This is a genomic window from Actinoplanes sp. NPDC051861 (assembly GCF_040681145.1).
In the GTDB taxonomy this organism is placed as follows: domain Bacteria; phylum Actinomycetota; class Actinomycetes; order Mycobacteriales; family Micromonosporaceae; genus Actinoplanes.
The window spans coordinates 61,385-82,613 of sequence record NZ_JBFAYE010000010.1 but is presented as its reverse complement, the minus strand read 5'-3'; the positions used below and the strand labels follow the sequence as shown (position 1 = coordinate 82,613).

Here is a 21,229-nt window from a genome sequence, read left to right as displayed (position 1 = left end):
AAGGGCCCGACATGATCGAACATCTGCGCGCCGTCAAGCGGATGCACCAGATCGGCATCGTCAACCTGCTCAGTCCCGGCCGGCTGCTGCGCGCGGCCAAGAACAACGCCCGGCTCGGCCCGCAAGCCGCCCTGATCATGAAGGCGGCGTCCGAGCACCCGGAGTTGCCCGCCGTCACGGACGAACGCGGCACGATCAACTACCGGGACCTGGACGCGCAGTCCAACAGTCTCGCCCACGCCCTCAAGAAACTCGGCCTGCCGGACCGCTCGGTCGTCGGTGTCGTCGCCCGCGACCACCGCGGCCTGGTCCTGGCGATCAGCGGGGTCGCGCGGGCCACGCTGCGGCTGGCGCTGATGAACACCGGCCTGGCCAAGCAGCAGTTCGCCGAGGTGGTGGCACGCGAGAAGGTACGGGTGATCCTCTACGACGAGGAGTTCGCCGACCTGGTGGCCGGGCTGCCCGAGGACATCCCTCGCTACACGACGTGGGGTTCGACCGTCGACCCGTCGATCGACGAGCTGATCGCCGCGTACCCGTCGACGCCGCTGCCGATGCCCGACCGGCCGGGTGGTTTCATCATCCTGACCAGCGGCACCACCGGGCTGCCCAAGGGCGCGCCGCGGACCAAGGTGTCACCGCTGGCCAGCGCGCTGATCGCGGACCGCATCCCGTTCCCCCGGCAGGGCGCGGCGGTGATCGCGTCGCCGCTGTTCCACAGCACCGGGTTCGGCGCGTGGACGGTCGGGTTGTCCCTCGCGAACCACGCGGTGCTGCTTCGCCGCTTCGACGCCGAGCGGATCGTCGAGGCGATCGCCGAGCACCGGGCGCAGATGCTGGTCGCGGTACCGACCATGCTGACCCGGATCCTGGCGCTCGGCCCGGAGGTCATCGGCAAGTACGACACGTCGTCGCTGCGTACCGTCTTCGTGGCCGGGTCCGCGCTGGCGCCCGAGCTGACGAGCCGGTTCCACGACGTGTTCGGCGACGTGGTCTACAACGTGTACGGGTCCACCGAGGTCGCCGTGGCCGCCGTCGCCCAGCCGGCCGAGTCGCGGCGCGCGCCCGGAACCGTCGGGAGACCGCCGGTGACCGTACACGTGGCGCTCTTCGACTCCTCGGACAAGCGGATCACGTCACCGCGTGTGCACGGGCGGGTGTTCGTGAAGACCGGCATCCCGTTCGAGGGATACACCGACGGGCAGCACAAGCAGATCATCGACGGCTACATGGCGACCGGCGACCAGGGGCACTTCGACGACGAGGGCCTGCTGTTCATCGACGGCCGCGACGACGACATGGTCATCTCCGGCGGCGAGAACGTGTACCCGGTCGAGGTGGAGAACCTCCTGGTCGCCCGGGAGGACATCGTGGAGGCGGTGGTCGTCGGCGTCGACGACGCGGAGTTCGGCAAGCGGCTGCGCGCGTTCGTGGTGCCCACCGCGGACTCCGCCCGCGACCCCCAGGTGATCAAGGACTATGTGAAGGCGAACCTGGCCCGCTACAAGGTGCCCCGCGACGTCGTCTTCCTGGAGTCGCTGCCGCGCAACCCGACCGGCAAGGTACTGCGGCGGGAGCTGCCCGTCGACTGAAAATCGGGTGATCCGCAGCGGGTGGCCGGGTTAGCTTCGCGACCATGGAACCACTCGATGAACGGGCCATCCGTGCCTCGTTCGTGAACTGCAGCAAGGGCGAGGCCGGCCGCATCCGGATGCCCGCCGGGCTGGCCGGCGACGGTGTGCCCTGGGCCGACCTGGACTTCCTCGGCTGGACCGACCCGGGTGCCCCGTTACGGGCGCTGCTGGTCGTGCCCGGCGCGGACGGGCCCACCGGCCTGGTGCTGCGCCGGCCGGAGGCGCGCAAGTCCAGCGCGCTGCGCTCGAGCATGTGCCGGATCTGCCTGACCGACCACGCCGCGTCGGGGGTGGCGCTGTTCGTGGCGCCGCTGGCCGGGGCGGCCGGGCGCAACGGCAACACCGTCGGCGAGTACATCTGCGCCGACCTGGCCTGCTCGCTCTACCTGCGCGGCAAGCGACAGCCGAAGATGCGCCTGATCCGCCGGGAGGAGACGCTCACCCTCGGCGAGCGCGTCGACCGGGCGATGACGAACCTGGCGGCCTTCACCGCCCGGGTCGCCGCGGGCTGACCGGGAGCGCCGCAACCTTTCCGCAAGTTTTCCGCAGACCGCGGGCGGGACCGTCGGTCGCATCGGAAACCTACGGAAAGCGAGGTCGTCATGACGGCATCCACCCGATCGGGGCGGACCACCGTTCGCCTGCTGCTCGCCCTGGCGCTGGGCATCCTCGGACTGCTGGCCGCCGCCTCCCCGGCGGCGGCAGCGGGACCCTCGTCGGCGCAGGCCGCGCTCGCCGGGTGCCCGGCCGACAGCGTGTGCCTCTACAACGACAAGGACTTCAACGGGCACATCTTCACGATCCCGGCCGGCGGTTCGATCCCGAGCCTGCACGCCTTCGCCTGTGCCGGCTGTGACAGCCCCAAGCACGGCGCCGGCGACGGCAACTTCGGCGACCAGATGAGCGCGTGGGTGAACAACACGTCCTGGTCCTACTGCTGGTACTACGACATCAACTTCGGCAGCTACGTGGGCGTCATGCCGGCCGGCCAGGCGGTGTCCTGGGTCGGCAAGCGCGCCCAGGACGAAGCCTCCTCGATCCGGCCCTGCTGACCTGCCCGCTCAGGGACCCGGAGACGCGCCCGGCCTGGGGGCAGGCCGGGCGCGTTCGGGCGCGGCCTTTGTCAGGCGCGGTCACGCCGGGCGCCGGTTGCGGGCCCCGGTGGTGCCCGCGGCGGCGAGGCCGCTGCGGGCGCGCGCCTGCTGGTCCCGGGCGCCGGTCGCGGACGCGACGGCCAGAGCCTCGCGATGCACGCCGGTGGCCTCGGCGGTCAGGCCGGCGGCGTGCAGGGCCTCGCCGAGCCCGTTGAGCGCCGACGCCTGGCCGAGGCGGTCTCCGAGGTCCTCGAACAGGCGCAGGGCGGCGCGGTGATGGCGCTGGGCCCGTTCGAACCGGCCCAGCCGGGTCTCGCAGGCACCCAGGCTGTCCAGGGTCACCGCCTCGCTGCTGCGGTGGCCGACCTCCCGGAACAGGGCGAGGGCACGCCGGTGCCGGGCCGCGGACGACGAGAACCGGCCGGAGCGGGCCTCGATCTCGCCGAGGCTGTTGTGGGCCCACGCCTCGCCGAACAGGTGGCCGGCCTTGCGGTGCAGGGTGAGCGCGAGCGCGGCGTGTTCCCGCGACTCGCTGTCGCGGCCGAGGCGGGCGCCGACGGAGGCCAGCCGCGTGAGCGCGTGCGCCTCGCCGGTGAGGTCGCCGAGACTCCGGTAGCGGATCATCGCCTCCCGGTATCCGGCGGCGGCCTCGGCGTACCTCGCCTGCTGCTCGTCGATGCCGGCGAGATTGCCCAGCGCACGCGCCTGGCCCCGCTCGTCGCCGGCCTGCTCGGCGAGCCGGCGGGCCCGGCGCAGATCCCGGACCGCGGCGGCGGGGTGCCCGGCCGAGGCGTGCAGGTGTGCCAGGGCGTTCAGCGCGTACGCCTCGGCGGCGGTGTCGCCGAGCAGCCGGGCGGCGGACCGGGCGGCGCCGTGTATCGCGGTGGCGGCGCTGTGCTCGGCGCCGTCGAGGTAGCGGTAGAGGATCGCGGAGAGCCGGACCGCGTGCGCCGGCCGGCCGTGTGCCGTGGCGGCGGCGAGGTTCGGCAGTTCGGCGCGCAGCCAGCGGCGGGCGGCGACGGCGTCGGGCATGTCCGGCAGCGGGGTGGCCGGGCGGTCCACGGCCGGGCGGCGGTCCGCCTCACCGGGGTAGAGGATCTGCATGGCCGCCGACGCGGCCGCGAGATAGTGGTCCAGCAGGCCGTCCATCGCCGCCGGCACGGCGGTTTCCCGGGCGAGGCGGGCGGCGTACGCGCGAAGCAGGTCATGCAGGCCGAAGCGGTCCTCCCCCACCGGATGGACCAGATGCGCGCGCATCAGCGCCGCCAGTGACCGCCGCGCCTCGCCCAGCGCGCCGCCGCCGAGCGCCGCCGCCGCGTAGACGTCCAGGTCCGGTCCCGGATGCAGGCCGAGCAGCGCGAACAGCCGCACCTCGGGTGCACGCAGGTGACGCAGCGACCAGGAGAAGACCGCACCGACGGCGGAGCGCGGGTCGTCGCCGTCGCTGAGCAGATCCAGGCGGCGCTGCTGCTCGGCGAGTTCGCCGGTCAGGGCGGCGAGCCCGGCGCCCGGCCGGGCCGCCGCCAGCTCCGCGGCGATCCGCAGCGCCAGCGGCAGCCGGGCGCACTGCTCGGCCAGCAGCGCGGCCGCCTCCGGTTCCCGGTCGACGCGCGCGCCGACGAGCCGGCGCAGCAGACCTCGCGCCTCGGGCGCCGGGAGCAGGTCCAGCGCCACCCGCTGGGCGCCGTTGACCGAGACCAGCCCGGCCAGCGAGTTGCGGCTGGTGATCAGCACCGCGCAGCCGGCCACCCCGGGCAGCAGGTGGCGCAGCTGGTCGACGGTCGACGCGTTGTCCAGCACGATCAGCATGCGCCGCCCGGCGAGCCGGGTCCGGTACTGGCGGGCCCGCTCGTCGGCGCCGGCCGGCACCGGTGGCCCGCCGATCGAGGCCAGCAGCGCACCGAGCGCGTCGAGCGGGCTGACCGGCTGGTCCGGGTCGTATCCGCGCAGGTCGACGTAGAGCTGGCCGTCCGGGAACCGGTCGCGTACCCGGTGCGCCCAGTGCACCGCGAGGGCGGTCTTGCCCGCGCCGGCCGTACCGGTGACGCAGATCGTCAGCGGCGCCGCACCGGCCGACTCGGCCAGCAGCCGGTCGAACTCGGCCAGCTCCGCCGCGCGCCCGGTGAAGGCCGCGACGTCGGCCGGCAGCTGCGCCGGCACCGGGCCCGGCCCGGAAAGCGCCGGCACCGGGCCCGTCCCGGACAGCGCCGGCACCGAGCCGGGACCGGGCAGCGGCGGCTCGGAGCGCAGCACCACCTGATGGGCGGCCCGCAGCTCCGGGCCCGGCAGGACCCCGAGTTCGTCGCGCAGCAGGCGGCGGGTGCGGTCGAAGCGGTCCAGCGCGTCCGCCGTACGCCCCACCGCGTGCAGCGCCAGCATGAGCGTCGCCGCCGCCGGTTCCAGCAGTGGCCGCTCCCCCGCCAGCTCGGTCAGCGGGACCACGGCCGCATTGGCGCGCCCCAGCTCCGTCTCCGCCCGCGCCCACGCGATCACCGCCTGCGTGTGGTCCTGCCACAGCGTCTCCCGCATGCGCTGGGCCCACGCGCCGCCCACCCCGGCCAGCGGATCACCGCGCCACAGGTCCAGTGCGGCCCGCAGCACACCGGCGCGGGCCTCGCCGGGCAGGGCCGCCTGGCGGCCCCGGGCCAGCAGGTCACGGAACCGCAGGACGTCGACCTGGTCGGTGTCGGCGTCGAGCAGGTACCCGCCGGCCGTACGGATCAGCGGCTGGTCCACGGCGCCGGCCTCCTCGAAGGCGCGGCGCAGCCGGGCGATGTACGCGTACAGGGACCGGCGGGCCTGTGCGGGCGCGTCGTCGCCCCACACCCGGTCGATCAGCGTGTCCCGGCTGACCGGCCGGCCCGCCTCCAGCAGCAGCACGGCGAGCACCGCCCGCTGCCGTGGTTCGCCGACGGCCGCGGGCCGGCCCGCGGACAGGGCCTCGACCGGCCCGAGAACCCGGTACTCCATGTCTGCCCCCAGGATGCGAGTACTCGCATCCCCTTCGCGGGAGCAGGCGCCGCGGATGGGCGGTGACGCGAATCCGTCAGGGTTTGCGGGCCACCGCGCCGTAGAGGGCGACCTGCGCGTCGGTGAACGGGACCTCCTCGTCGGGCCGCCACCGCAGGATCGGCACCACACCCGGGTCGGCCATCTCCATGCCGGGGAAGAACCGGGCCACCTCCTCGCGGCTGCGCAGCCGGGTCGGGATCCCCTGCCGCTGCATGACCTCGCTGAACCGGGCCCACTTCTCCGGGTCGTGATCCGCGGTGATGTGCGAGATCACCAGGTAGCTGCCGTGCGGCAGGTCGGCCATCAGCCGGGCGACGATCCCGTACGGGTCGGCCGGGTCCGGCAGGAAGTGCAGCACCGCGTAGAGCAGCAGGGCGACCGGCTGGTCCAGGTCGATGGTCTCGCGCACCTCCGGCGAGTGCAGGATGCGCTCGGGTTCACGCAGGTCGGCGTGCAGGTAGGTGGCGTTGCCGGCCCCGGTGAGCAGGGTCCGCGCCTGCGCCAGCACGAGCGGGTCGTTGTCGGAGTAGACGACCCGGGCGGCCGGGTCGACCTCCTGCGCCACCTGGTGCACCGTCGGGGCGGTGGGCAGCCCGGTGCCGAGGTCGACGAACTGCCGGATGCCGGCCTCGGCGGCGAGGAACCGCACGGTCCGGCGCATGAAGGCACGGTTCTGCCGGGGCGCGGTCGCCGCGTCCGGGTTCACCCTGAGCCCTTCCTCGGCGGCCGCCCGGTCGGCGGCGAAGTTGTTCGTCCCGCCGAGCAGGTAGTCGTACACCCGGGCGGGATGTGGCCGCCCGGTGTCCAGAGGTTCGACCATGATCTCTGCCCCCATCGATCAGAATGATCGACAAAGGATAGACCCGGTTCATCCTTTTACGGCCCCTGAGGTCATGCCCGCGACGATGCGCCGGTTGAAGAACAGGAACATGATCAGCGGCGGGACCGTGACCAGCAGGATGTCCATGAACAACAGGTGATACTGGGTGCTGAACTGACCGGCGAAGTTGTAGACCGTGGTCTGCACGGTGGCGTTTTGGGAGCCGGGCAGGAAGTACAGCGGATTGACGAAGTCATTGAACACCGTCACCGACTGCACCACCACGGCCGTGATGATGACCGACCGCAGCAGCGGGAAAATCACCCGGAAGAACAGCCGCAGCGGCCCGGCACCGTCGATCGTGGCAGCCTCGTCCAGCTCCCGCGGGATCGTCGCGATGAACGCCCGGAACAGCAGCACGCAGAAGCTGAGCCCGAACGCCACCTCGATCGCGATCAGCCCCGGCATGGTGCCGAACAGGCCGAGCGAGTCCAGGACCCAGATCGTCGGCACCACCGCCGGCGGGATGATCAGCCCGCACAGCACCAGGAAGTTGATCAAGCCGTTCCACCGGGAGGCGCGGCGCTGCAGCACGAACGCCACCATCGCCGCCAGCACCACCATGATCGCCACGCTGGAGACGGTCAGGATCGTGCTGTTGATGTACGCGATGATCAGCATGTAGTCGCGCGCCTTCAGCACCTCGATCAGGTTCGGCACGAACTGGAACTGCGCCGGCCAGGAGAAGTCCAGCCGCGCCGCCTCCCGGGCGTTCTTCGACGCGGTCAGCAGGATGAACGCGAACGGCACCAGGAAGAACACGCCGGAGACCACGATCGCCGAGACGCCGATCGCCCACGGACGAAGCCTCACAGCTCGACCTCCTTACGGTTGAGGAACCGCGACAGCGGCAGCACGATCGCCGTGACCACCACGAACAGCACCACGTTCCCGGCGGTGGACAGCCCGTAGAAACCGGCCTGGTACTGCTTGTAGATCACCGAGGCGATGACGTCGGAGGTGAAGCCGGGCCCGCCGCGGGTCATCGCCCAGATCAGGTCGAACGAGCGCAGCCCCCCGATCAGCGACAGGATGATCACGGTGACCGTGGCCGGGCGGGCGAGCGGCAGGATCAGGTGGCGGAAACTCGCCCAGCCGCTCGCGCCGTCGACCCGGGCCGCCTCGAAGTACTCCTGCGGAATCGACACGATCCCGGCGATGTAGATCAGTGTGGCCAGGCCGACGCCCTTCCAGATGTCGACCAGCGCGACCGACAGCAGCGCGTACGACGGATCGGTGAGCCAGCCCGGGCCCTCCACGCCGACCCGGGCCAGGGTCTGGTTGACCAGGCCCTGCTCCGGGTCCATCAGCACGGTGAAGGTCAGGCCGACGCCGATCGTGCTGACCAGCACCGGGAAGAACACCACCGACCGCAGGTAGCCGCGCGCCACGATCCGCGAGGTCAGCAGCACCGCCAGCAGCAGCCCCAGCACCACCTTGGCCCCGGACGTGACCACGCCGTAGATCAGCGTGTTGACGAAGCCCTTGACCAGCGCGGGTTCTCCGAAGAACGTGACGAAGTTGTCCAGGCCGACGAAGTGCGACTCGAACAGCGTCCACCGGGTCAGGCTGAAGTAGAACGACGCGATCGTCGGCACCAGGAACAGCACGCCGTAGACGATCGCCGCCGGCAGGTAGAACCAGGTCGGGTAGGGGCTGCGCGCCCGCGCGGGGGACGACCCGGTGACCCGGGCCGTCCCGTCGCGAGCCTCGACGAGCAAGCTCATGACCATCCCGGCAGGCCGAGCTGCTGGGCCTGCTTCTTGACGTCCTCGTCGTACAGCTTCGCGCCGTCGGCCGCCTTGCGGATCCCGGAGCCGACCTCCACGCAGATCTGCTCGAGGGCCGGGCCCTTCACCGGTGAGACGAACTCCAGTGCCAGACCGGACTGGCCCGGTGCGCTGATGTAGGTCTGCATGTCCTTGACCACCTGCGGCACGTCGTCCGGCAGCGTGCAGCCCTGCACCGCGAACGGGCCGTTGATCACGGTGGCGGCGGCCTGCGCGGCACAGCCGTCAGCGCTGGAGATGAACGCCAGGAACTTCTTGGCGGCGTCCAGCTTGGCCCCGGTCGTGCTGGCCGGGATGTAGGCCCCGCCGGGCGCCCAGACGGTCAGGCCGTTCTTGGCAGCGTCGTTGCCCGGGATCGGGAACAGCCCGATCTTGTCAGCCTGCTCCGGGAACGTGCCCAGCAGCTGGCTGATGATGCCGGACAGGATCGGGTACTGCGCCCCGGTGCCCTTGGCCAGTTGCTCGACGGCGTCGTTGAGCTTGGCCGAGGCGAAGTCCTTGTTCACATACCCGGCGTCGTGCACCTGCTGCAGGTGCTCAAAACCGGCCAGGGCGGCCGGGGTGGTCGCGTACTTGGCCTGGTTGGCGGTGTACTTCTCGGCGAAGTCGGGCTGCGCGGCGCTGACGTTGTGGAAGTCGCCGAGCACGAACAGCTGCGACGTCCAGGTCTCACCGTACGACTGGATGACCGGGGCGATGTTCGCCGCCTTGATCTTGGCGTTGTTCGCCATGAAGTCGTCCCAGGTCTTCGGAACCTGCAGGCCGAGCTTCTCGAAGACGGTCCGGTTGTAGAGGATCGCCCCGGCGTTGTAGGTGCCGAACGGCGCGCCGAACACCTTCCCCTCGCTGGTCACCGAGATCTTGAAATTCTCGTCGACCTGCGCCGCCCACGGCTGGTCGTCCACAGCGACCAGGTTCTTCGTCGGGGCCAGGGCCTGCAGCAGCGAACCCGAGTTGTACTGGAACACATCGGTCATGTCGCCGGTGGACAGCCGCGTCTTGACGAGGTTGTCGCCCTCGGTGCCCTGCGGCCGGGTCTCCACCTTCACCGTGATGCCGGGGTTCTTGGCGTTGAACTCCTTCGCCAGGCCCTCCGCCATCTTGCTGTTGGTGTCCGAGTTGTCCACCAGGAACGACAGCGTGACGTTGCCGCCACCGCCCTCGTCGTCGCTGGATCCGAGGCTGCCGGCACTGCAGCCGGTCAGGCCGAGGGTGACGGCCGCGAAGGCGGCCAGGACTATTTTCCGGTTCATTTCTTACCTCCGAGGGGAAGGGCGAATCACGCGCCGGGCAGCAGCTCGGCGAGTCGGGTGCGCAGGGCCGCGGCGTTCGGCACGAAACCGCCCGCGGTGAGGGCATCGATGAGCTGGTCGACCGGGGCGTCCAGGTAACGGCTGAGCCGCGCGCCCACCGCCGGCTCGTCCGCCGCGGCGCCGGCCTCCACCGCGGCCGTCACCACCGCGCGCCACAGCGGCTCCCGGTCGAAGACGTCGCGCACGGTCGCCAGGGGGGTTTCGGTGATCGGGTCCGGCACGGTCCACGAGTGACTGCCGTGGGTCACCCTGACCGCTTCGGCGCCGGGCAGCCGCACAGTCGCGGTCACACCCACCGGCACCCGCAGATCAAGGCGCAGTTCGCCGCCGGCTCGCTGCCAGGAGACCTCCGCCATACCGTACGGGGTGAGGTGCCTCGCCGACGCCGAGGACAGCCCGGCTCCCGGCACCGGCTCCACGTGGATCTCCCGGTAACCGGGCGCGGCCGGTGCCAGACCCGCCACCCGGCGGTGCAGCCAGTCCGCGACCGCGCCCAGCGCGTAGTGGTTGAACGAGGTCATCTCACCCGGATTGATCGACCCGTCCGGCAGCATGCTGTCCCACCGCTCCCACACGGTGGTCGCACCCATCGTCACCGCGTACAGCCACGACGGGCAGCCGGTCTGCAGCAGCAGCCGGTGGGCGACGGCCGGCTCACCCGCGTCGGTCAGCGCGTCGGCGATCAGTGGGGTGCCGACGAAGCCGGTCGCGATCCGGAAACCCGAGGTCCGCACGAGATCCGCGAGGCGGCGTCCGGCTCGTTCACGCTGCCGCGCATGCGGCAGCAGGGCCCATTGCAGGGCCATCGCGTACGCCGTCTCGGCATCGCCGAGGACCCGGCCGCCGTCGGTCACGTACTCTGCGGCGAACGCGGCGCGCACCCGGACCGCCAGGTACGCGTACCGCCGGGCCAGCGACGTCTCGCCCAGCACCTCGGCCGCCTCCGACAGCACCTGCGCCGACCTGGCCAGATGCGCCGTGGCGATCACGTCCGCGTCGGTGCGCGCCTGGAACGGGTTCTCCGGCGGCGCGGCCGGGTCCAGCCAGTCACCGAACTGGAACCCGCCGGTCCACAGCATGTCGTCACCGGCCAGATCGGCGAGCCGGTCCACCCAGGCGCGCATGCTCGGCAGCTGCCGGGCCAGGATCTGCCGGTCCCCGGTACGCCGGTACTGCGTCCACGGCACCAGGACCGCCGCGTCGCCCCACGCCGCCGCCGACGGTGACACCCCGTGGATGACGTCCGGCACCACGAACGGCACCGAACCGTCCTTGTACTGCTCGGCCGCCAGATCGGCCAGCCACGACGTCAGGAACCCGCCGGTGTCGAACAGGAACGCCGCCGTCGGCGCGAACACCTGGATGTCACCGGTCCAGCCCAGCCGCTCGTCACGCTGCGGGCAGTCGGTCGGCACGTCCAGGAAGTTGCCGCGCATCCCCCACACCACGTTCTCGTGGAACCGGTTCAGCAGCTCGTGCGAACTGTCGAACCAGCCGGTACGCCGCAGGTCGGAACCGACCACGACCGCCTCGACGTCCTCGGGACGCAACCCTTCCACACCGGTGACCTCGGCATAGCGGAAACCGTGGAAAGTGAAGACCGGCTCCAGGACCACCTCGTCCGGCCCGGCCAGCACATAGGTGTCGGTGGCCGCGGCGGTCCGCAACGGGCGAACCCCCAGCTCGCCGTTCTCCAGCACCTCCGCGTGCCGGACCCGGACCTCGTGGCCCTCGCCGAGCCCGCGGACCCGCAACCGCACCCAGCCGACCAGGTTCTGCCCGAAGTCGATCAGATTCCCGGTCACCGACACGGCCGGCAGCACCTCGGTCACGCGCACCGGCGGGCCGTCGGCGCCGACCAGACGGCTCAGATCCGCGTCCACCTCCTCGACGGGGTGACGCGAGTCCTGCCCGGGGCGAAGATCGGTGCGCTGTCCATCGTACAAATCATCGCTTTTGATCTCGCTCGAAGCGCTGGACCACGTCCCGTCCGTGACCACCGACTGGATCGTGCCGTCGGCGAGCGTCAGCTCGAGCTGCGCGAGAAGCGCGAGCCGGTCGCCGTAGAGTGCCCGGCCCTGGGCGAATCCGAGCCGCCCGCGGAACCAGCCGTTGCCGAGCAGCACCCGAAGGTCGTTGCCGCCCTCCCGCAGCAGCTCGGTGACGTCGTAGACCTGGTAACGCAGGCGGCGCGAATAGCTCGTCCAGCCGGGCGCCAGCTCCTGGTCACCGACCCGGACACCGTTGATCTCCGCGCGATAAAGCCCGTGTGCGGTGGTGTAGAGACGCGCCTGCCTGACTTCGCCGCTGACAGTGAACTCCCTGAGGAGCGCGTTGTCGTCATCCCCGGGGCTGATGAAGCGCGCGGTCCAGTCGCCGGGTTCGAAAAGGCCCGCTTCGACCGTCTGCGGCGGGCTCCACTCACCCCAGTCGCCGTCGCCGCGTACCCGGACCCGGACCGTTCTCGTCTCTCGGCTCGACAGTGGCGGCGCGGGCCACGGGACGAACACCTGCTCACCGGACTCGACCTGGTAGGTGTCGTCGCCGACGGCGATCTCGTAGGCGCGCTGCACGTAATCCGGATCCGCCTCCTCGACGATCCAGGACAGTCGCGGCGTCGGTGTGCTGGTTGTTTCCGTTCCGTGCTCAATCTTGACGGCGGCCGGGCGTGGCATGAGGCTCCTCGTCAGCAGGACAATGTGACCCTGCCCGCGGCGTGACCGGCTGGTTAACACCTTGTTGCGGGCGCAGCTCCATCGTTCGTCCGCGACCCTGCCGCGGATAGGCCAAGCTGCACCTGGGCTAGCACGATATTGACCTCGCGTGGTTGGGTGTGCCGATGAGCGACCCACCCGTCGAACACGACCACGGCCGCGGCCTGCTGTACTTCGCGGACGGCTCGCTGGCGTACGCCGGGCACTACATGCACCAGGGCACCCACCCGGACCACACGCACAGCTTCGTGGAGATCGCGGTCGTGGTGGGCGGGGACGGGCGCCACCGGTCGATGCTCGGCAGCGAGCGGTTGTCGGTCGGGGACGTGCTGCTCCTGCGGCCGGGGGTGTGGCACGGGTATGAGGGGTGCGAGTCGCTCGACCTGTACAACTGCTGCTTCTCGGTCGATCTGCTGCACCGGGAGATGGCGTGGACCCGTGAGGACCCGCTCCTCGGATATCTGCTGTTCACCGGGCCGTACGCGATGCAGCGCCGGGGGATGCTGCGGGCGTCGCTGTCGCCCGGTGAGCTGTCGGACTGCATCGAGCACCTCGACGCGCTGGACAGGTTGCGGGCGTCGCCGGTGGAGCAGCATCGCGGGGATCTGATCGGGCGGCTGACGCTGTTCCTGTCGGTGCTGTCCCGGGCGGTGGCGGGGGAACAGGCGGTGGTGCCGACGCATCCGGCGGTCACGCACGCGATGCGGTTGATGGAGGACGATCTCGCCCGGCGGTGGACGCTGGGGGAACTGGCGTCGGTCCTGGGATTGAGCGCGGGCTATCTGGTGCGGCTGTTCAAGGCGGCGACCGGGTTGCCGCCGGTGGCGTACCTGTCACGGCACCGGGTGGAGACGGCAGCGAATCTGCTGCTGCACACGGATGAGCCGATCACGCAGATCGCGCAGGATGTGGGGTGGCCGGATCAGAATTATTTCGCTCGCCGGTTCCGTGCTCATTATGGGTTGAGCGCTTCTGTTTATCGAACACGGTTCACTCATGGAACTGTTCGGCTCGGGGCCCACGGGCGGCCTATAAAATGACAGTGGCCGGGTTTTCACCCGGCCACTGTCTATCCCCCGATATTTGTTTGGTGGTCAGTGGAGCGCGCGGGCAGTCTGGACATTTCCGATTTGTCGGTCTTGTCGATTCGACTTGGCCAGGGGTGCGCACGCGGCGACGAGCAGGAGCGCGGCCAGGGGCAGCAGGTCCAGGTTGACGGTGATGGCGGCGATCGCGGCGCCGAACAGCAGTGGGCTCCAGAACGGGGCGCGCCGGGCGGCCACCTGCAGTCCCAGTAGCGTGAGCATGCCCAGGGTGAAGGCCATCGGGCCGGCTGCCTGAAGCGGTTCGGGCAGCGGCATCGACTCGCGGAAGCCGGCCGACAGGTCCCCGGCGATCACCCAGAGGAAGCAGGCCACGCCGAAGACGGTCGCCCCCGCGGCGATCGCGGCGAGTTTGCGGCTTCCGGCACTGCGGCCTCCGGCACTGCGGCTTTCGGCACCGCGGCTTTCGGCAAGTGCGAGGGCCAGGACGCCGAACAGGACCATGGCGGCGAAGAAGGCGACGTGCCCCAGGTTCCAGGCGAGGCCCGGACCGCGGTGCCCGTCGAAGCCGTCGACGAGACGCAGGATCCCGTAGACCAGCATCAGGATCGGCGCATCCGTCGCGGCCCGGCGGACGGTGACGCTGTTCGATGACATGTGGTGACCGTAGGGCCGACGGTGGAGTCAGGAGTACCGGCGGTTTCCCTGGCGCTCCCCCTAGCTGTCCACTCCACACCCCCTAAGGCTTCCTAGGAACCTATCCTGTTGACTTCCGACCTCCGATTCCGGGAGCGGCGGGAATCGCGGTGCCCGAATAGCCGGTCGCGGTGGCGACGATCGCGAATCCGCCGGCCACAGCGCCCACCGCCAGGGTCGCGGGCGGCAGGTCACCGTCGTTGCCGCCGGCCGGAAGGTCACCGTCGTTGCCGCCGGCCGGAAGGTCACCGTCGTTGCCGCCGGCCGGAACCGGCGCCGGTGACGTGGCGATTGGGCGCCCGAGGGCGTCGCAGGGGCTGACGACTTCGCCGCCGAGCCGCTTGGTGCCCGCGAGGTCGAAGCGGACCCGCTTGGGGCACCACATCACCTGACCGGCGGCGGGTTCGGCTCGGCTTCCGGTGCGGAGGTCGATGAGGAGGCCGTTCACCGCGATCGTGTTCTCGTCGGCGACGGGGAGCCGGGACTCGCCGATCGCGAGCTTCGTGGCGGCGCCGAGAGGGGTTGACCAGCGGGTGGCCCCGGTTCGTGGGTCGAAGCCCTCAAGCGCGACCTGGAGATGGGAGGAGGTGGTGGCGCGATTTGCGTACGATGTCATGATTTTGCCGCTGTAGCGGCACCGGACGCCGCGCCTGGTGAGGGAGATGCGGCCGGCGCAATCGGTCACCGTGCCGGGTTGGCGCCAGAGCAGGCGGCCGGTGGTCTCGTCGAGGGCGGCGGAGATCGGGTCGGTGGCGAGGTCGAGGGTGGTTGCGGTCGTGCCGCGGAGGGCGCGTGCGTAACCCGAGCCGACGTAGACGGCCTCGGTGGCGTGCAGGTTCCAGGTGGTGCCGGTGGCTGCGGGCACGCGGGGGAAGATCGCGGTGAGAGGTTGCCGCCAGCGCTGGGCACCGTCGCGGAGCTGCGCGATCTGCTCGGTGGGCGCGGCACCGAGGGCGACGAGACCCGGTGCGGCGAGACCTCGGGCCCCTTGCGGGGCATCCTGGGCGTACGGGCTGAAGGCCCCACTGTCCAGGTTGAGCCGATAGCCGAGCACGGGCTCCCCGGCTTCCGGAGTCGCGAGAGCGCAGACTGAGCGGCCGGCGAAGCAGCTCTCCGGTGCCGTACTGAACAGCATCGCCGGACTCCGCTGCACCTCCCGGCCCGTCGCCGGGTCGACAACAGACAGCCGGGCGTGCTGCGGGCTGAACGCGGGCTCGGGCTGCAGAAGCACCACGTCCTCCCCCGCCCGGACCGGCGCGAGCTCGGCCGTAGCGGGCTGGGCACTCGGGCTGATCTCGTGCTCCCAGCGAACGGCGCCGGTGGCCGGGGTGAGGGCGCGGGCGTAGAGGCGCTGGGCCCGAAGCGCGTAGCCGACAGCTACCCCGCCCACCGCGATCGGGCGGCCGATGGGGGTAGCGCCGGAGGTCGTCCATTGGCGGGCGGCGCGAGGTGCGGCAGCGCGGGGCGCGGCAGCCCGGGGCGCGGCAGCGCGAGGTGCGGCAGCGCGAGGTGCGGCAGCGCGGGGTGCGGCAGCGCGGGGTGCGGCAGCGACCGGGAGGTGGGCACCGGCGGTCAGGGCGACCGCGGCTGGGAGGGCGGCGCGCGGCGCGGAGGCGGGAAGGGCCGCGGTTGCGGGTGGCGATGGGGTCGCGGGGAGGGTGAGCGTCAGGATCAGTAGGGCGGGGACAGCCAGTTTCACGGTCGCCAGTATGCAAGGGTTAAACCGGATTTACCGGTATTTACCAGGACGATCACGAGGGCGAGGGGTGGCTTTTCCTATTAGACAGATAGGAATGCTATAGTCGTCCCTTCAAGGGGACGAGAGGCTGCGCGATGACCACCCTGAGTGAACAGGCCGCCGAGGAATTCATCGCTGCGGGCGCGTTTGCGCCTGGGTTGCCGGGGTTTGTGGGGATCGCGGTGGATCTGTTGCTGGATCCGGCCGGTGCGCCTGCTGGGCGGCGGCCGCTGCGGCACGGGTTTCTTGATGCGCGGTCGCCTCGGGTGATGGTGGTCAGCGGGCCGCCGTCGCCGGGGCTCGAGGTTGCGCTGCGCCGGATGTCCGACGATCTGAACGCCGCCGGTCGCATCGCCGAGCAGCATCGGCTCACCGTTCTGCCGCGGGCCACCGAGACGGTTCACCCGGAAGGGCCGGTTCACGCGCTCGGCACCGCTACGGCCGGTGTGCGGGTCGGGCTAGAGGCGGGGCTCGAGGGTGGTGGGCCGCTCGGGTTGCGGCGGCGGTGGGCTCTGGCGCACACGCTCGCGCCGGTGATGGCTGCCGCTTTCGCGAACGCACCGCTACGCCACGGCCGGCCAACTGGCTGGCGCAGCATCCGCCAGGCGCTGCGCCGCGACCTCCCCGTGCTCCCCGGCCAGCCAGCGAAGGACCGGTTGGCGAACGACCGGTTGCCGAACGACCGGTTGCCGAACGACCGGTTGGCGAACGACCGGTTGGCGAACGACCGGTTGGCGAAGGACCGGTTGGCGAAGGACCCGCGGGACATGTGGGTCGCCTATGTCATGGACACGCCGGAGCAGAGCGGGCGCAGTCTGCGGCAGCGGATTCGGGCCGGCGGGCGGCCCACCGTCGCCGACCTGGAGCGGCACATGGCGGGGCTGCGGCCGCCGGTGGCCGCGCGGGGGCATCTCGAGCTCGACGTGGCTGACCGTCAGCCGGGCGACGGCTGGCGGCTTCCGGCCGCGGTGACCGCCGTCCTGATGGACGACCCGCGCGCTGCCGAGGACGCCTGGCAGGTCACCGCGCCACTCGCCGGCGAGGCGGGGCTGTGGGAGCGGGCGGCGCGCGGCGCGCTCACCGACCCGGTGCTGGCGGCTGCGGCGCGCGACTGTTTCCTGATCGCCTACGCGGCGCTGGCCCGGCTGGGCGTGTCCCGCGAGCTGCGGGACGCCACAGCCGAGCACATCGAACGCTACGTCTCGCGCGGCCGCTGCCCGGCCGACGACGTGCTCGACCAGGTGACCGCCCGCGGCTGACGCCACCGGGCCGCCGATTCTCAGGGGCGGACCAGGCTCAGGACGACGTCCATCGCGTGGAAGCGGTCGGCGCCCTTGCCGAGGAAGACGTCGGGGACGATCCATTCGTCGACGCCGGCCTCGCGGTAGGCGTCCACGGCCTCGGCGAGTTCGGCCTTGGAGCCGCCGATCACGGGCATGGGGAGATCCGGGAGCGGGCCGTCCACGACCGTCAGGGCCTGGGCGGTGCGGAGGATTTCGCGGGGGTTGCGGCCGATCTCGGCGCAGTGGCGGTCCAGGACCGCGGACTTGTGGGCGATCACGTCGGGGGTGCCCCAGGTGTTCCACATGTCGGCGTACTCGGCTACGACGCGGAGCATGCGTTTTTCGCCCTTGGCGCCGATCATGACGGGTAGGGGGGTCTGGACCGGTTTGGGTTCGCTGACGGCGTCGGTGACCGTGTAGTACTTGCCGTGCACGGTGGTGCGGGGCTCCCGCAGCAGACCGCGGATGACCTGCAGGGCCTCCACGAACCGGTCGATGCGCACGCCGATCGGCGGGAGCTCTATTCCGTACTGTTCATGCTCGTTGATCTGCCAGCCCGCGCCGACGCCCAGGGTGAAGCGGCCCCCGGTGATCTGGTCGACGGTGGCCGCCATGTTCGCGACGACGGCGGGGTGACGGTACGTGTTGCCGTAGACCAGGCTGCCGACCCGCACGCGTGGGACCGCCGCGCCGATCGCGGCCAGCACCGAGCCGCACTCCAGGACCGGGCGCTCCAGCTCCGCCGAGTTGGGCATGAAGTGGTCGGCGAACCACACGCCGTCCCAGCCGGTCTCCGCCGCGTGCCGGGCCGTTTCGAGCACATCACCGTACGGCTGGGAGGCGCCGGGCCAGATCGAGATTCGCATGCCCGATACCCTCCCACGGCCCCAGGTGGTACCACTGAGTGATGGGTCCGGATGCCGAAGAGCTCGCCGCACGGGCCCGCCGCCGGTACGCCGAGGCCCGTCGCATCGGCGTGGAGGCCGCCCGCAAGCACGAGGCCGCCGAACGGTGGCGGCGCCGCTTCGAGGCTGACCTGCAGGCACGCTGGCAGGACGTGCAGCGCCGGGCCGAGGCGATCACCGCAGGGGCCACCAAGCCGGGTCTGTCGCTGTTCGACGCCGACTTCTGCCAGGTCAGCGATCCGGATGCGATCAGCGCGGCCCTGCTGTCGGCGGCGCTCGCGCTCACCCGCGCGCCGATGGGGAACGTCCAGCTGGCGGCGGAGGACGGCCTGCGGATCGCGGCCCAGCACGGGTTCGACGCCGATTTTTTGGAACACTTCGCTTTTGTACGCGGCCGCGACTCAGCATGCGGTGTGGCGCTCGCCGAGTCGCGTGCGGTCCACGTCCACGACGTCGAGCAGAGCGAGGCGTTCCCGGCCGGCCCGAGTCGTGACGCGGTGCTCGAAGCGGGCGTCCGGGCCGTCCGCTCGATCCCGCTGATCGGCGACGGCGGCACGCTGCTGGGAGTGATGTCGGTCCACTACCGCACACCGCACGCCCCGTCCCCGGCCGAACGCAGCCTCCTCACCACCCTGGCGACCGCCGGAGCCCGCCGCCTGAACCGGCCCGCTCACTCAACCTGAGGACGGACCAGGGCGCCGGGCCAGGGACACCGTACGGCGGGCGTCGAGCCAGGCGATCCAGGCGGTGCGGAGGCGGGGTGAGGGCACGTGCTCGCCGGCGCGGCGGGAGCGCAGCTGGGTGATCAGCCAGGGCGGGGCGGCGGCGGCCTCCACGGCCGCGGTCTTGGTGAGCAGGTCGCCGGTGGTCAGGGCGTGTCTCCCCCGCGCCATCGACGACAGGCCCAGGTCGGCGATGACCGGGTCGAGCCAGATCCAGGGGCGCCGGGCCGCCCACGCCCAGTAGCCGGTGAGTTCGGCGCGGGCCGCCTCGCGTACGTCGCCGGGGGTCATCGGGGGCAGGATCTGGCCGGGTGGGCGGCCGAAGACGGCGTAGCCGTAGCGCACCAGTTCGGCGCGGGTCACGCCGGAGAGGATGCGCTGGACGAGCCGGCCGTGCGTCCAGGTCGGGTGTTCGGCGGACGGGTCGTTCAGGCGGGAGCCGTCCACATAGACGCAACCCAGGTCCTGGCCGCGGGCCACGCCGTCGTCGAGCCGCCGGTGCAGCGCGGTGAGGGTCTCCTGGCCGGGTGGGCCGTCGGTGATCGCCACGAGGTCGATGTCGCTGACGCCGGGGCGGTAGTCGCCGGTGGCCAGGGAGCCCGCCACCAGGAGATCGCTCACCCAGCCCAGGTCCGCCAGTTCCTTGCCGAGATCCATCACCGCAGCGGGAAGAGACATGCCGCGCACTCTAGGCGCTCGGTGGCACCGCCTCAGAGCAGCGAGGCGGTGCGCGGGGAGACGGTCGCGGTCGCTGTGGTGGCGAAGTGTTCGGCTTCGGCTATGGCGGCCAGGACTGTGGCGTGGCGTTCGCCCGGATGGACGCGGCGGGTGGCGGCCAGGCGGCTTCGCAGGTGCAGGAGCCGGGAAATGCAGTCGTCGAACAGCAAGAGCATCTCGTCGTGCACGGTCGGACCCTCCGTGCTTCGGGAACGGTGAACCGAGGTCGAGCGTAAGGCGCGGAAGTGGTCCGGGCGGGCCATTCGGTAACTTAGGGTAAATCGGATGTTTACCTTTGGTGATCGTGGGCAGTGGAGGCGAGCAGCGCGTCGAGGGAGTCGTCCACGGCGGGCAGATAGAGGGCGCTGCGCTCGCACAGTCCGGTGACCTCCAGGGCCTGGCGTACGCCTCCGGTGGCGCCGGACACCTCGAAGCCGTGGCCGCCCCGCAGCGCGCGGGTGTATCCGACGAGAAGCACCTCGATGCACTCGCTGCCGATGGCGTCCACCTCGGTCAGGTCAACCACGACGCGGGAGTTGCGCGCGCGGTCGAACGCCCGGCGCAGGGACCGGCGCAGTTCGGCGTGGGCGGCCCGGTCGAGCCGGCCGATGACGCGCAGCCGCACCACCCGGTCGGTCTCACGGCTGATCACACAACGCACTTCTTCCATGGTTCCGGTCTACCGGCCGGATGTGTCCGCATCCTCAACGACAGATGATCAACCTGCCACAATCGGGCCACCACCAGCACTTTCAACTTTGTGGTTGACAGCCGGTTGACCGACGCCATAGAGTGGCTTTCAACCGAAAAGTTGAAATGAGGGGCCGATGCCGGCGGACACGTTGACACGAGTCTTCTCCGCACTCGCCGATCCGACCCGCCGCGACATGGTGGCGAGGCTCGCCGAGGGGGACGCGACGGTAAACCAGTTGGCCGAGCCGTATCGGATGTCCCTGCAGGCGGTCTACAAGCATCTCAAGGTGCTGGAGGAGGCCGGCGTCGTGAGCCGCCCGCCCGGACCGCAGCCGCGTCGGGTCCACCTGGAGACGGAGGTCTTCGACGAGATGGACGCGTGGATCGAGCGCTACCGGCGCCGGGCCGAGGAGCGGTACACCCGCTTGGACGCCTTGCTGGCCGGCATGAGAGACGACGAGAAGAAGCGCAACGACGAACGAGGAGAGCAGCCGAAATGACCGAGATCACCGAAGCCACCATTGCCGCCGACCCCAAGGTGCCGGCCATCCGGATCACCCGCGACTTCACCGCGACCCCGGAACAGCTCATGCGGGCACACACCGATCCCGACCTGTTCAAGCTGTGGATCGGGCCGGACTCGCTCGAGAACAAGATCGATTATTGGGACGCGCGGACCGGTGGGAGCTGGCGCTACATCGCGGCGCGCGGTGGCGACGAGTTCGCGTTCCACGGCTGCTTCCACGAGGTCGGCGAGAACAAGATCGTGCAGACGTTCACCTGGGAGGGCATGCCCGAGGGTGTCTCGCTGGAGACGATCTGGTTCGAGGACCTCGGCGACGGCCGGACCCGGCTGCACGCCGAGTCGCTCACCAACAGCTTCGAGGGGCGCGACGCGTGGCTGAAGAGCGGCATGGAGGTCGGCGTCAACGAGGGTTACGCGAGCCTGCAGAAGCTCGTCGACGACGGCAAGATCTGACGGGGGTGAGGCGGCC

20 protein-coding genes are annotated in these 21,229 nt (G+C 71.2%); 8 read left to right on the top strand and 12 right to left on the bottom strand.

Annotated features, from left to right (window positions below; all coding sequences use genetic code 11):
- Window positions 1–11: 11 nt before the first annotated feature.
- From AB0M02_RS25325 to AB0M02_RS25315, 3 genes are all read left to right on the top strand, one after another.
- Window positions 12–1,592 carry an AMP-binding protein gene (locus AB0M02_RS25325; RefSeq protein WP_364230709.1) on the top strand — a complete coding sequence of 527 codons (1,581 nt, stop codon included), beginning with the start codon at window positions 12–14 and terminating at the stop codon, window positions 1,590–1,592.
- Window positions 1,593–1,636: 44 nt separating this feature from the next.
- Entirely contained in the window at window positions 1,637–2,146 is a 510-nt protein-coding gene (locus tag AB0M02_RS25320) for an FBP domain-containing protein (protein ID WP_364230707.1), read from the top strand.
- 90 nt (window positions 2,147–2,236) lie between these two features.
- Window positions 2,237–2,686 carry a peptidase inhibitor family I36 protein gene (locus tag AB0M02_RS25315; RefSeq protein ID WP_364230706.1) on the top strand — a complete coding sequence of 150 codons (450 nt, stop codon included), beginning with the start codon at window positions 2,237–2,239 and terminating at the stop codon, window positions 2,684–2,686.
- An 81-nt stretch (window positions 2,687–2,767) separates the two neighbouring features.
- On the opposite strand, the gene AB0M02_RS25310 is transcribed toward AB0M02_RS25315, so the two are convergent.
- From AB0M02_RS25310 to AB0M02_RS25285, 6 genes are all read right to left on the bottom strand, one after another.
- Window positions 2,768–5,698: a BTAD domain-containing putative transcriptional regulator gene (locus AB0M02_RS25310; RefSeq protein WP_364230704.1), complete on the bottom strand. Its 2,931-nt coding sequence runs from the start codon at window positions 5,696–5,698 to the stop codon at window positions 2,768–2,770.
- 76 nt (window positions 5,699–5,774) lie between these two features.
- On the bottom strand, window positions 5,775–6,575 hold the full coding sequence (locus AB0M02_RS25305) for an SAM-dependent methyltransferase (protein ID WP_364230703.1): 801 nt from the start codon (window positions 6,573–6,575) through the stop codon (window positions 5,775–5,777).
- A gap of 33 nt (window positions 6,576–6,608) precedes the next feature.
- Window positions 6,609–7,433 (bottom strand): carbohydrate ABC transporter permease, encoded by an 825-nt coding sequence (locus AB0M02_RS25300; protein ID WP_364230701.1) that lies wholly within the window; start codon window positions 7,431–7,433, stop codon window positions 6,609–6,611.
- Window positions 7,430–8,347: a sugar ABC transporter permease gene (locus AB0M02_RS25295; protein ID WP_364230700.1), complete on the bottom strand. Its 918-nt coding sequence runs from the start codon at window positions 8,345–8,347 to the stop codon at window positions 7,430–7,432. The genes AB0M02_RS25300 and AB0M02_RS25295 overlap by 4 nt, the downstream gene beginning before the upstream one ends.
- Window positions 8,344–9,663, bottom strand: coding sequence for an extracellular solute-binding protein (locus AB0M02_RS25290; RefSeq protein ID WP_364230697.1), 1,320 nt, complete (start codon window positions 9,661–9,663; stop codon window positions 8,344–8,346). Before AB0M02_RS25290 ends, AB0M02_RS25295 begins: the two co-directional genes overlap by 4 nt.
- A 26-nt stretch (window positions 9,664–9,689) precedes the next feature.
- Window positions 9,690–12,398, bottom strand: a complete 2,709-nt coding sequence (locus tag AB0M02_RS25285; RefSeq protein ID WP_364230696.1) for a glycoside hydrolase family 78 protein — start codon at window positions 12,396–12,398, stop codon at window positions 9,690–9,692.
- A 164-nt stretch (window positions 12,399–12,562) separates the two neighbouring features.
- On the opposite strand from AB0M02_RS25285, the gene AB0M02_RS25280 reads away from it, so the two are divergent.
- Window positions 12,563–13,477, top strand: a complete 915-nt coding sequence (locus AB0M02_RS25280) for an AraC family transcriptional regulator (RefSeq protein ID WP_364230694.1) — start codon at window positions 12,563–12,565, stop codon at window positions 13,475–13,477.
- A gap of 54 nt (window positions 13,478–13,531) precedes the next feature.
- Here AB0M02_RS25280 and AB0M02_RS25275 read toward each other — a convergent pair whose 3' ends face one another.
- Together AB0M02_RS25275 and AB0M02_RS25270 are read right to left on the bottom strand one after the other, a co-directional pair.
- A complete protein-coding gene (locus AB0M02_RS25275; protein ID WP_364230693.1) occupies window positions 13,532–14,137 on the bottom strand; it encodes a hypothetical protein in 606 nt (201 codons plus the stop codon).
- A gap of 100 nt (window positions 14,138–14,237) precedes the next feature.
- On the bottom strand, window positions 14,238–15,875 hold the full coding sequence (locus tag AB0M02_RS25270) for a PQQ-binding-like beta-propeller repeat protein (RefSeq protein WP_364230690.1): 1,638 nt from the start codon (window positions 15,873–15,875) through the stop codon (window positions 14,238–14,240).
- 221 nt (window positions 15,876–16,096) lie between these two features.
- On the opposite strand from AB0M02_RS25270, the gene AB0M02_RS25265 reads away from it, so the two are divergent.
- Window positions 16,097–17,173: a glutamate-cysteine ligase family protein gene (locus AB0M02_RS25265; RefSeq protein ID WP_364230688.1), complete on the top strand. Its 1,077-nt coding sequence runs from the start codon at window positions 16,097–16,099 to the stop codon at window positions 17,171–17,173.
- A 20-nt stretch (window positions 17,174–17,193) separates the two neighbouring features.
- On the opposite strand, the gene AB0M02_RS25260 is transcribed toward AB0M02_RS25265, so the two are convergent.
- Window positions 17,194–18,063 (bottom strand): LLM class flavin-dependent oxidoreductase, encoded by an 870-nt coding sequence (locus tag AB0M02_RS25260; protein ID WP_364230686.1) that lies wholly within the window; start codon window positions 18,061–18,063, stop codon window positions 17,194–17,196.
- 41 nt (window positions 18,064–18,104) lie between these two features.
- Here AB0M02_RS25260 and AB0M02_RS25255 point away from each other — a divergent pair, with 41 nt between their 5' ends.
- The gene (locus AB0M02_RS25255) at window positions 18,105–18,785 is read left to right on the top strand and encodes a GAF domain-containing protein (protein WP_364230685.1); all 681 of its coding nucleotides are present in this window, start codon (window positions 18,105–18,107) and stop codon (window positions 18,783–18,785) included.
- Here AB0M02_RS25255 and AB0M02_RS25250 read toward each other — a convergent pair.
- The 3 genes from AB0M02_RS25250 to AB0M02_RS25240 all read right to left on the bottom strand — a co-directional run bounded on the left by AB0M02_RS25250 (window position 18,777) and on the right by AB0M02_RS25240 (window position 20,193).
- Window positions 18,777–19,502, bottom strand: a complete 726-nt coding sequence (locus AB0M02_RS25250; protein ID WP_364230683.1) for a nucleotidyltransferase domain-containing protein — start codon at window positions 19,500–19,502, stop codon at window positions 18,777–18,779. The genes AB0M02_RS25255 and AB0M02_RS25250 overlap by 9 nt on opposite strands.
- Window positions 19,503–19,534: 32 nt before the next feature.
- Window positions 19,535–19,729: a hypothetical protein gene (locus tag AB0M02_RS25245; RefSeq protein WP_364230680.1), complete on the bottom strand. Its 195-nt coding sequence runs from the start codon at window positions 19,727–19,729 to the stop codon at window positions 19,535–19,537.
- A 101-nt stretch (window positions 19,730–19,830) separates the two neighbouring features.
- The gene (locus tag AB0M02_RS25240; RefSeq protein ID WP_364230678.1) at window positions 19,831–20,193 is read right to left on the bottom strand and encodes an STAS domain-containing protein; all 363 of its coding nucleotides are present in this window, start codon (window positions 20,191–20,193) and stop codon (window positions 19,831–19,833) included.
- Between the two features lie 175 nt (window positions 20,194–20,368).
- Here AB0M02_RS25240 and AB0M02_RS25235 point away from each other — a divergent pair, with 175 nt between their 5' ends.
- Window positions 20,369–20,734, top strand: coding sequence for a metalloregulator ArsR/SmtB family transcription factor (locus AB0M02_RS25235; RefSeq protein ID WP_364230676.1), 366 nt, complete (start codon window positions 20,369–20,371; stop codon window positions 20,732–20,734).
- Complete coding sequence (locus AB0M02_RS25230; RefSeq protein WP_364230675.1) at window positions 20,731–21,213, top strand: SRPBCC domain-containing protein; 483 nt, start codon at window positions 20,731–20,733, stop codon at window positions 21,211–21,213. The genes AB0M02_RS25235 and AB0M02_RS25230 overlap by 4 nt, the downstream gene beginning before the upstream one ends.
- Window positions 21,214–21,229 lie beyond the last annotated feature (16 nt).

Bases quoted from the DNA above. Each gene is read 5' to 3' on its own strand.
- AB0M02_RS25325 (WP_364230709.1), top strand. From the start codon at position 12: ATGATCGAACATCTGCGCGCCGTCAAGCGGATGCACCAGATCGGCATC.
- AB0M02_RS25320 (WP_364230707.1), top strand. From the start codon at position 1,637: ATGGAACCACTCGATGAACGGGCCATCCGTGCCTCGTTCGTGAACTGC.
- AB0M02_RS25315 (WP_364230706.1), top strand. From the start codon at position 2,237: ATGACGGCATCCACCCGATCGGGGCGGACCACCGTTCGCCTGCTGCTC.
- AB0M02_RS25310 (WP_364230704.1), bottom strand. From the start codon at position 5,698: ATGGAGTACCGGGTTCTCGGGCCGGTCGAGGCCCTGTCCGCGGGCCGG.
- AB0M02_RS25305 (WP_364230703.1), bottom strand. From the start codon at position 6,575: ATGGGGGCAGAGATCATGGTCGAACCTCTGGACACCGGGCGGCCACAT.
- AB0M02_RS25295 (WP_364230700.1), bottom strand. From the start codon at position 8,347: ATGAGCTTGCTCGTCGAGGCTCGCGACGGGACGGCCCGGGTCACCGGG.
- AB0M02_RS25290 (WP_364230697.1), bottom strand. From the start codon at position 9,663: ATGAACCGGAAAATAGTCCTGGCCGCCTTCGCGGCCGTCACCCTCGGC.
- AB0M02_RS25285 (WP_364230696.1), bottom strand. From the start codon at position 12,398: ATGCCACGCCCGGCCGCCGTCAAGATTGAGCACGGAACGGAAACAACC.
- AB0M02_RS25280 (WP_364230694.1), top strand. From the start codon at position 12,563: ATGAGCGACCCACCCGTCGAACACGACCACGGCCGCGGCCTGCTGTAC.
- AB0M02_RS25275 (WP_364230693.1), bottom strand. From the start codon at position 14,137: ATGTCATCGAACAGCGTCACCGTCCGCCGGGCCGCGACGGATGCGCCG.
- AB0M02_RS25260 (WP_364230686.1), bottom strand. From the start codon at position 18,063: ATGCGAATCTCGATCTGGCCCGGCGCCTCCCAGCCGTACGGTGATGTG.
- AB0M02_RS25255 (WP_364230685.1), top strand. From the start codon at position 18,105: ATGGGTCCGGATGCCGAAGAGCTCGCCGCACGGGCCCGCCGCCGGTAC.
- AB0M02_RS25250 (WP_364230683.1), bottom strand. From the start codon at position 19,502: ATGTCTCTTCCCGCTGCGGTGATGGATCTCGGCAAGGAACTGGCGGAC.
- AB0M02_RS25235 (WP_364230676.1), top strand. From the start codon at position 20,369: ATGCCGGCGGACACGTTGACACGAGTCTTCTCCGCACTCGCCGATCCG.
- AB0M02_RS25230 (WP_364230675.1), top strand. From the start codon at position 20,731: ATGACCGAGATCACCGAAGCCACCATTGCCGCCGACCCCAAGGTGCCG.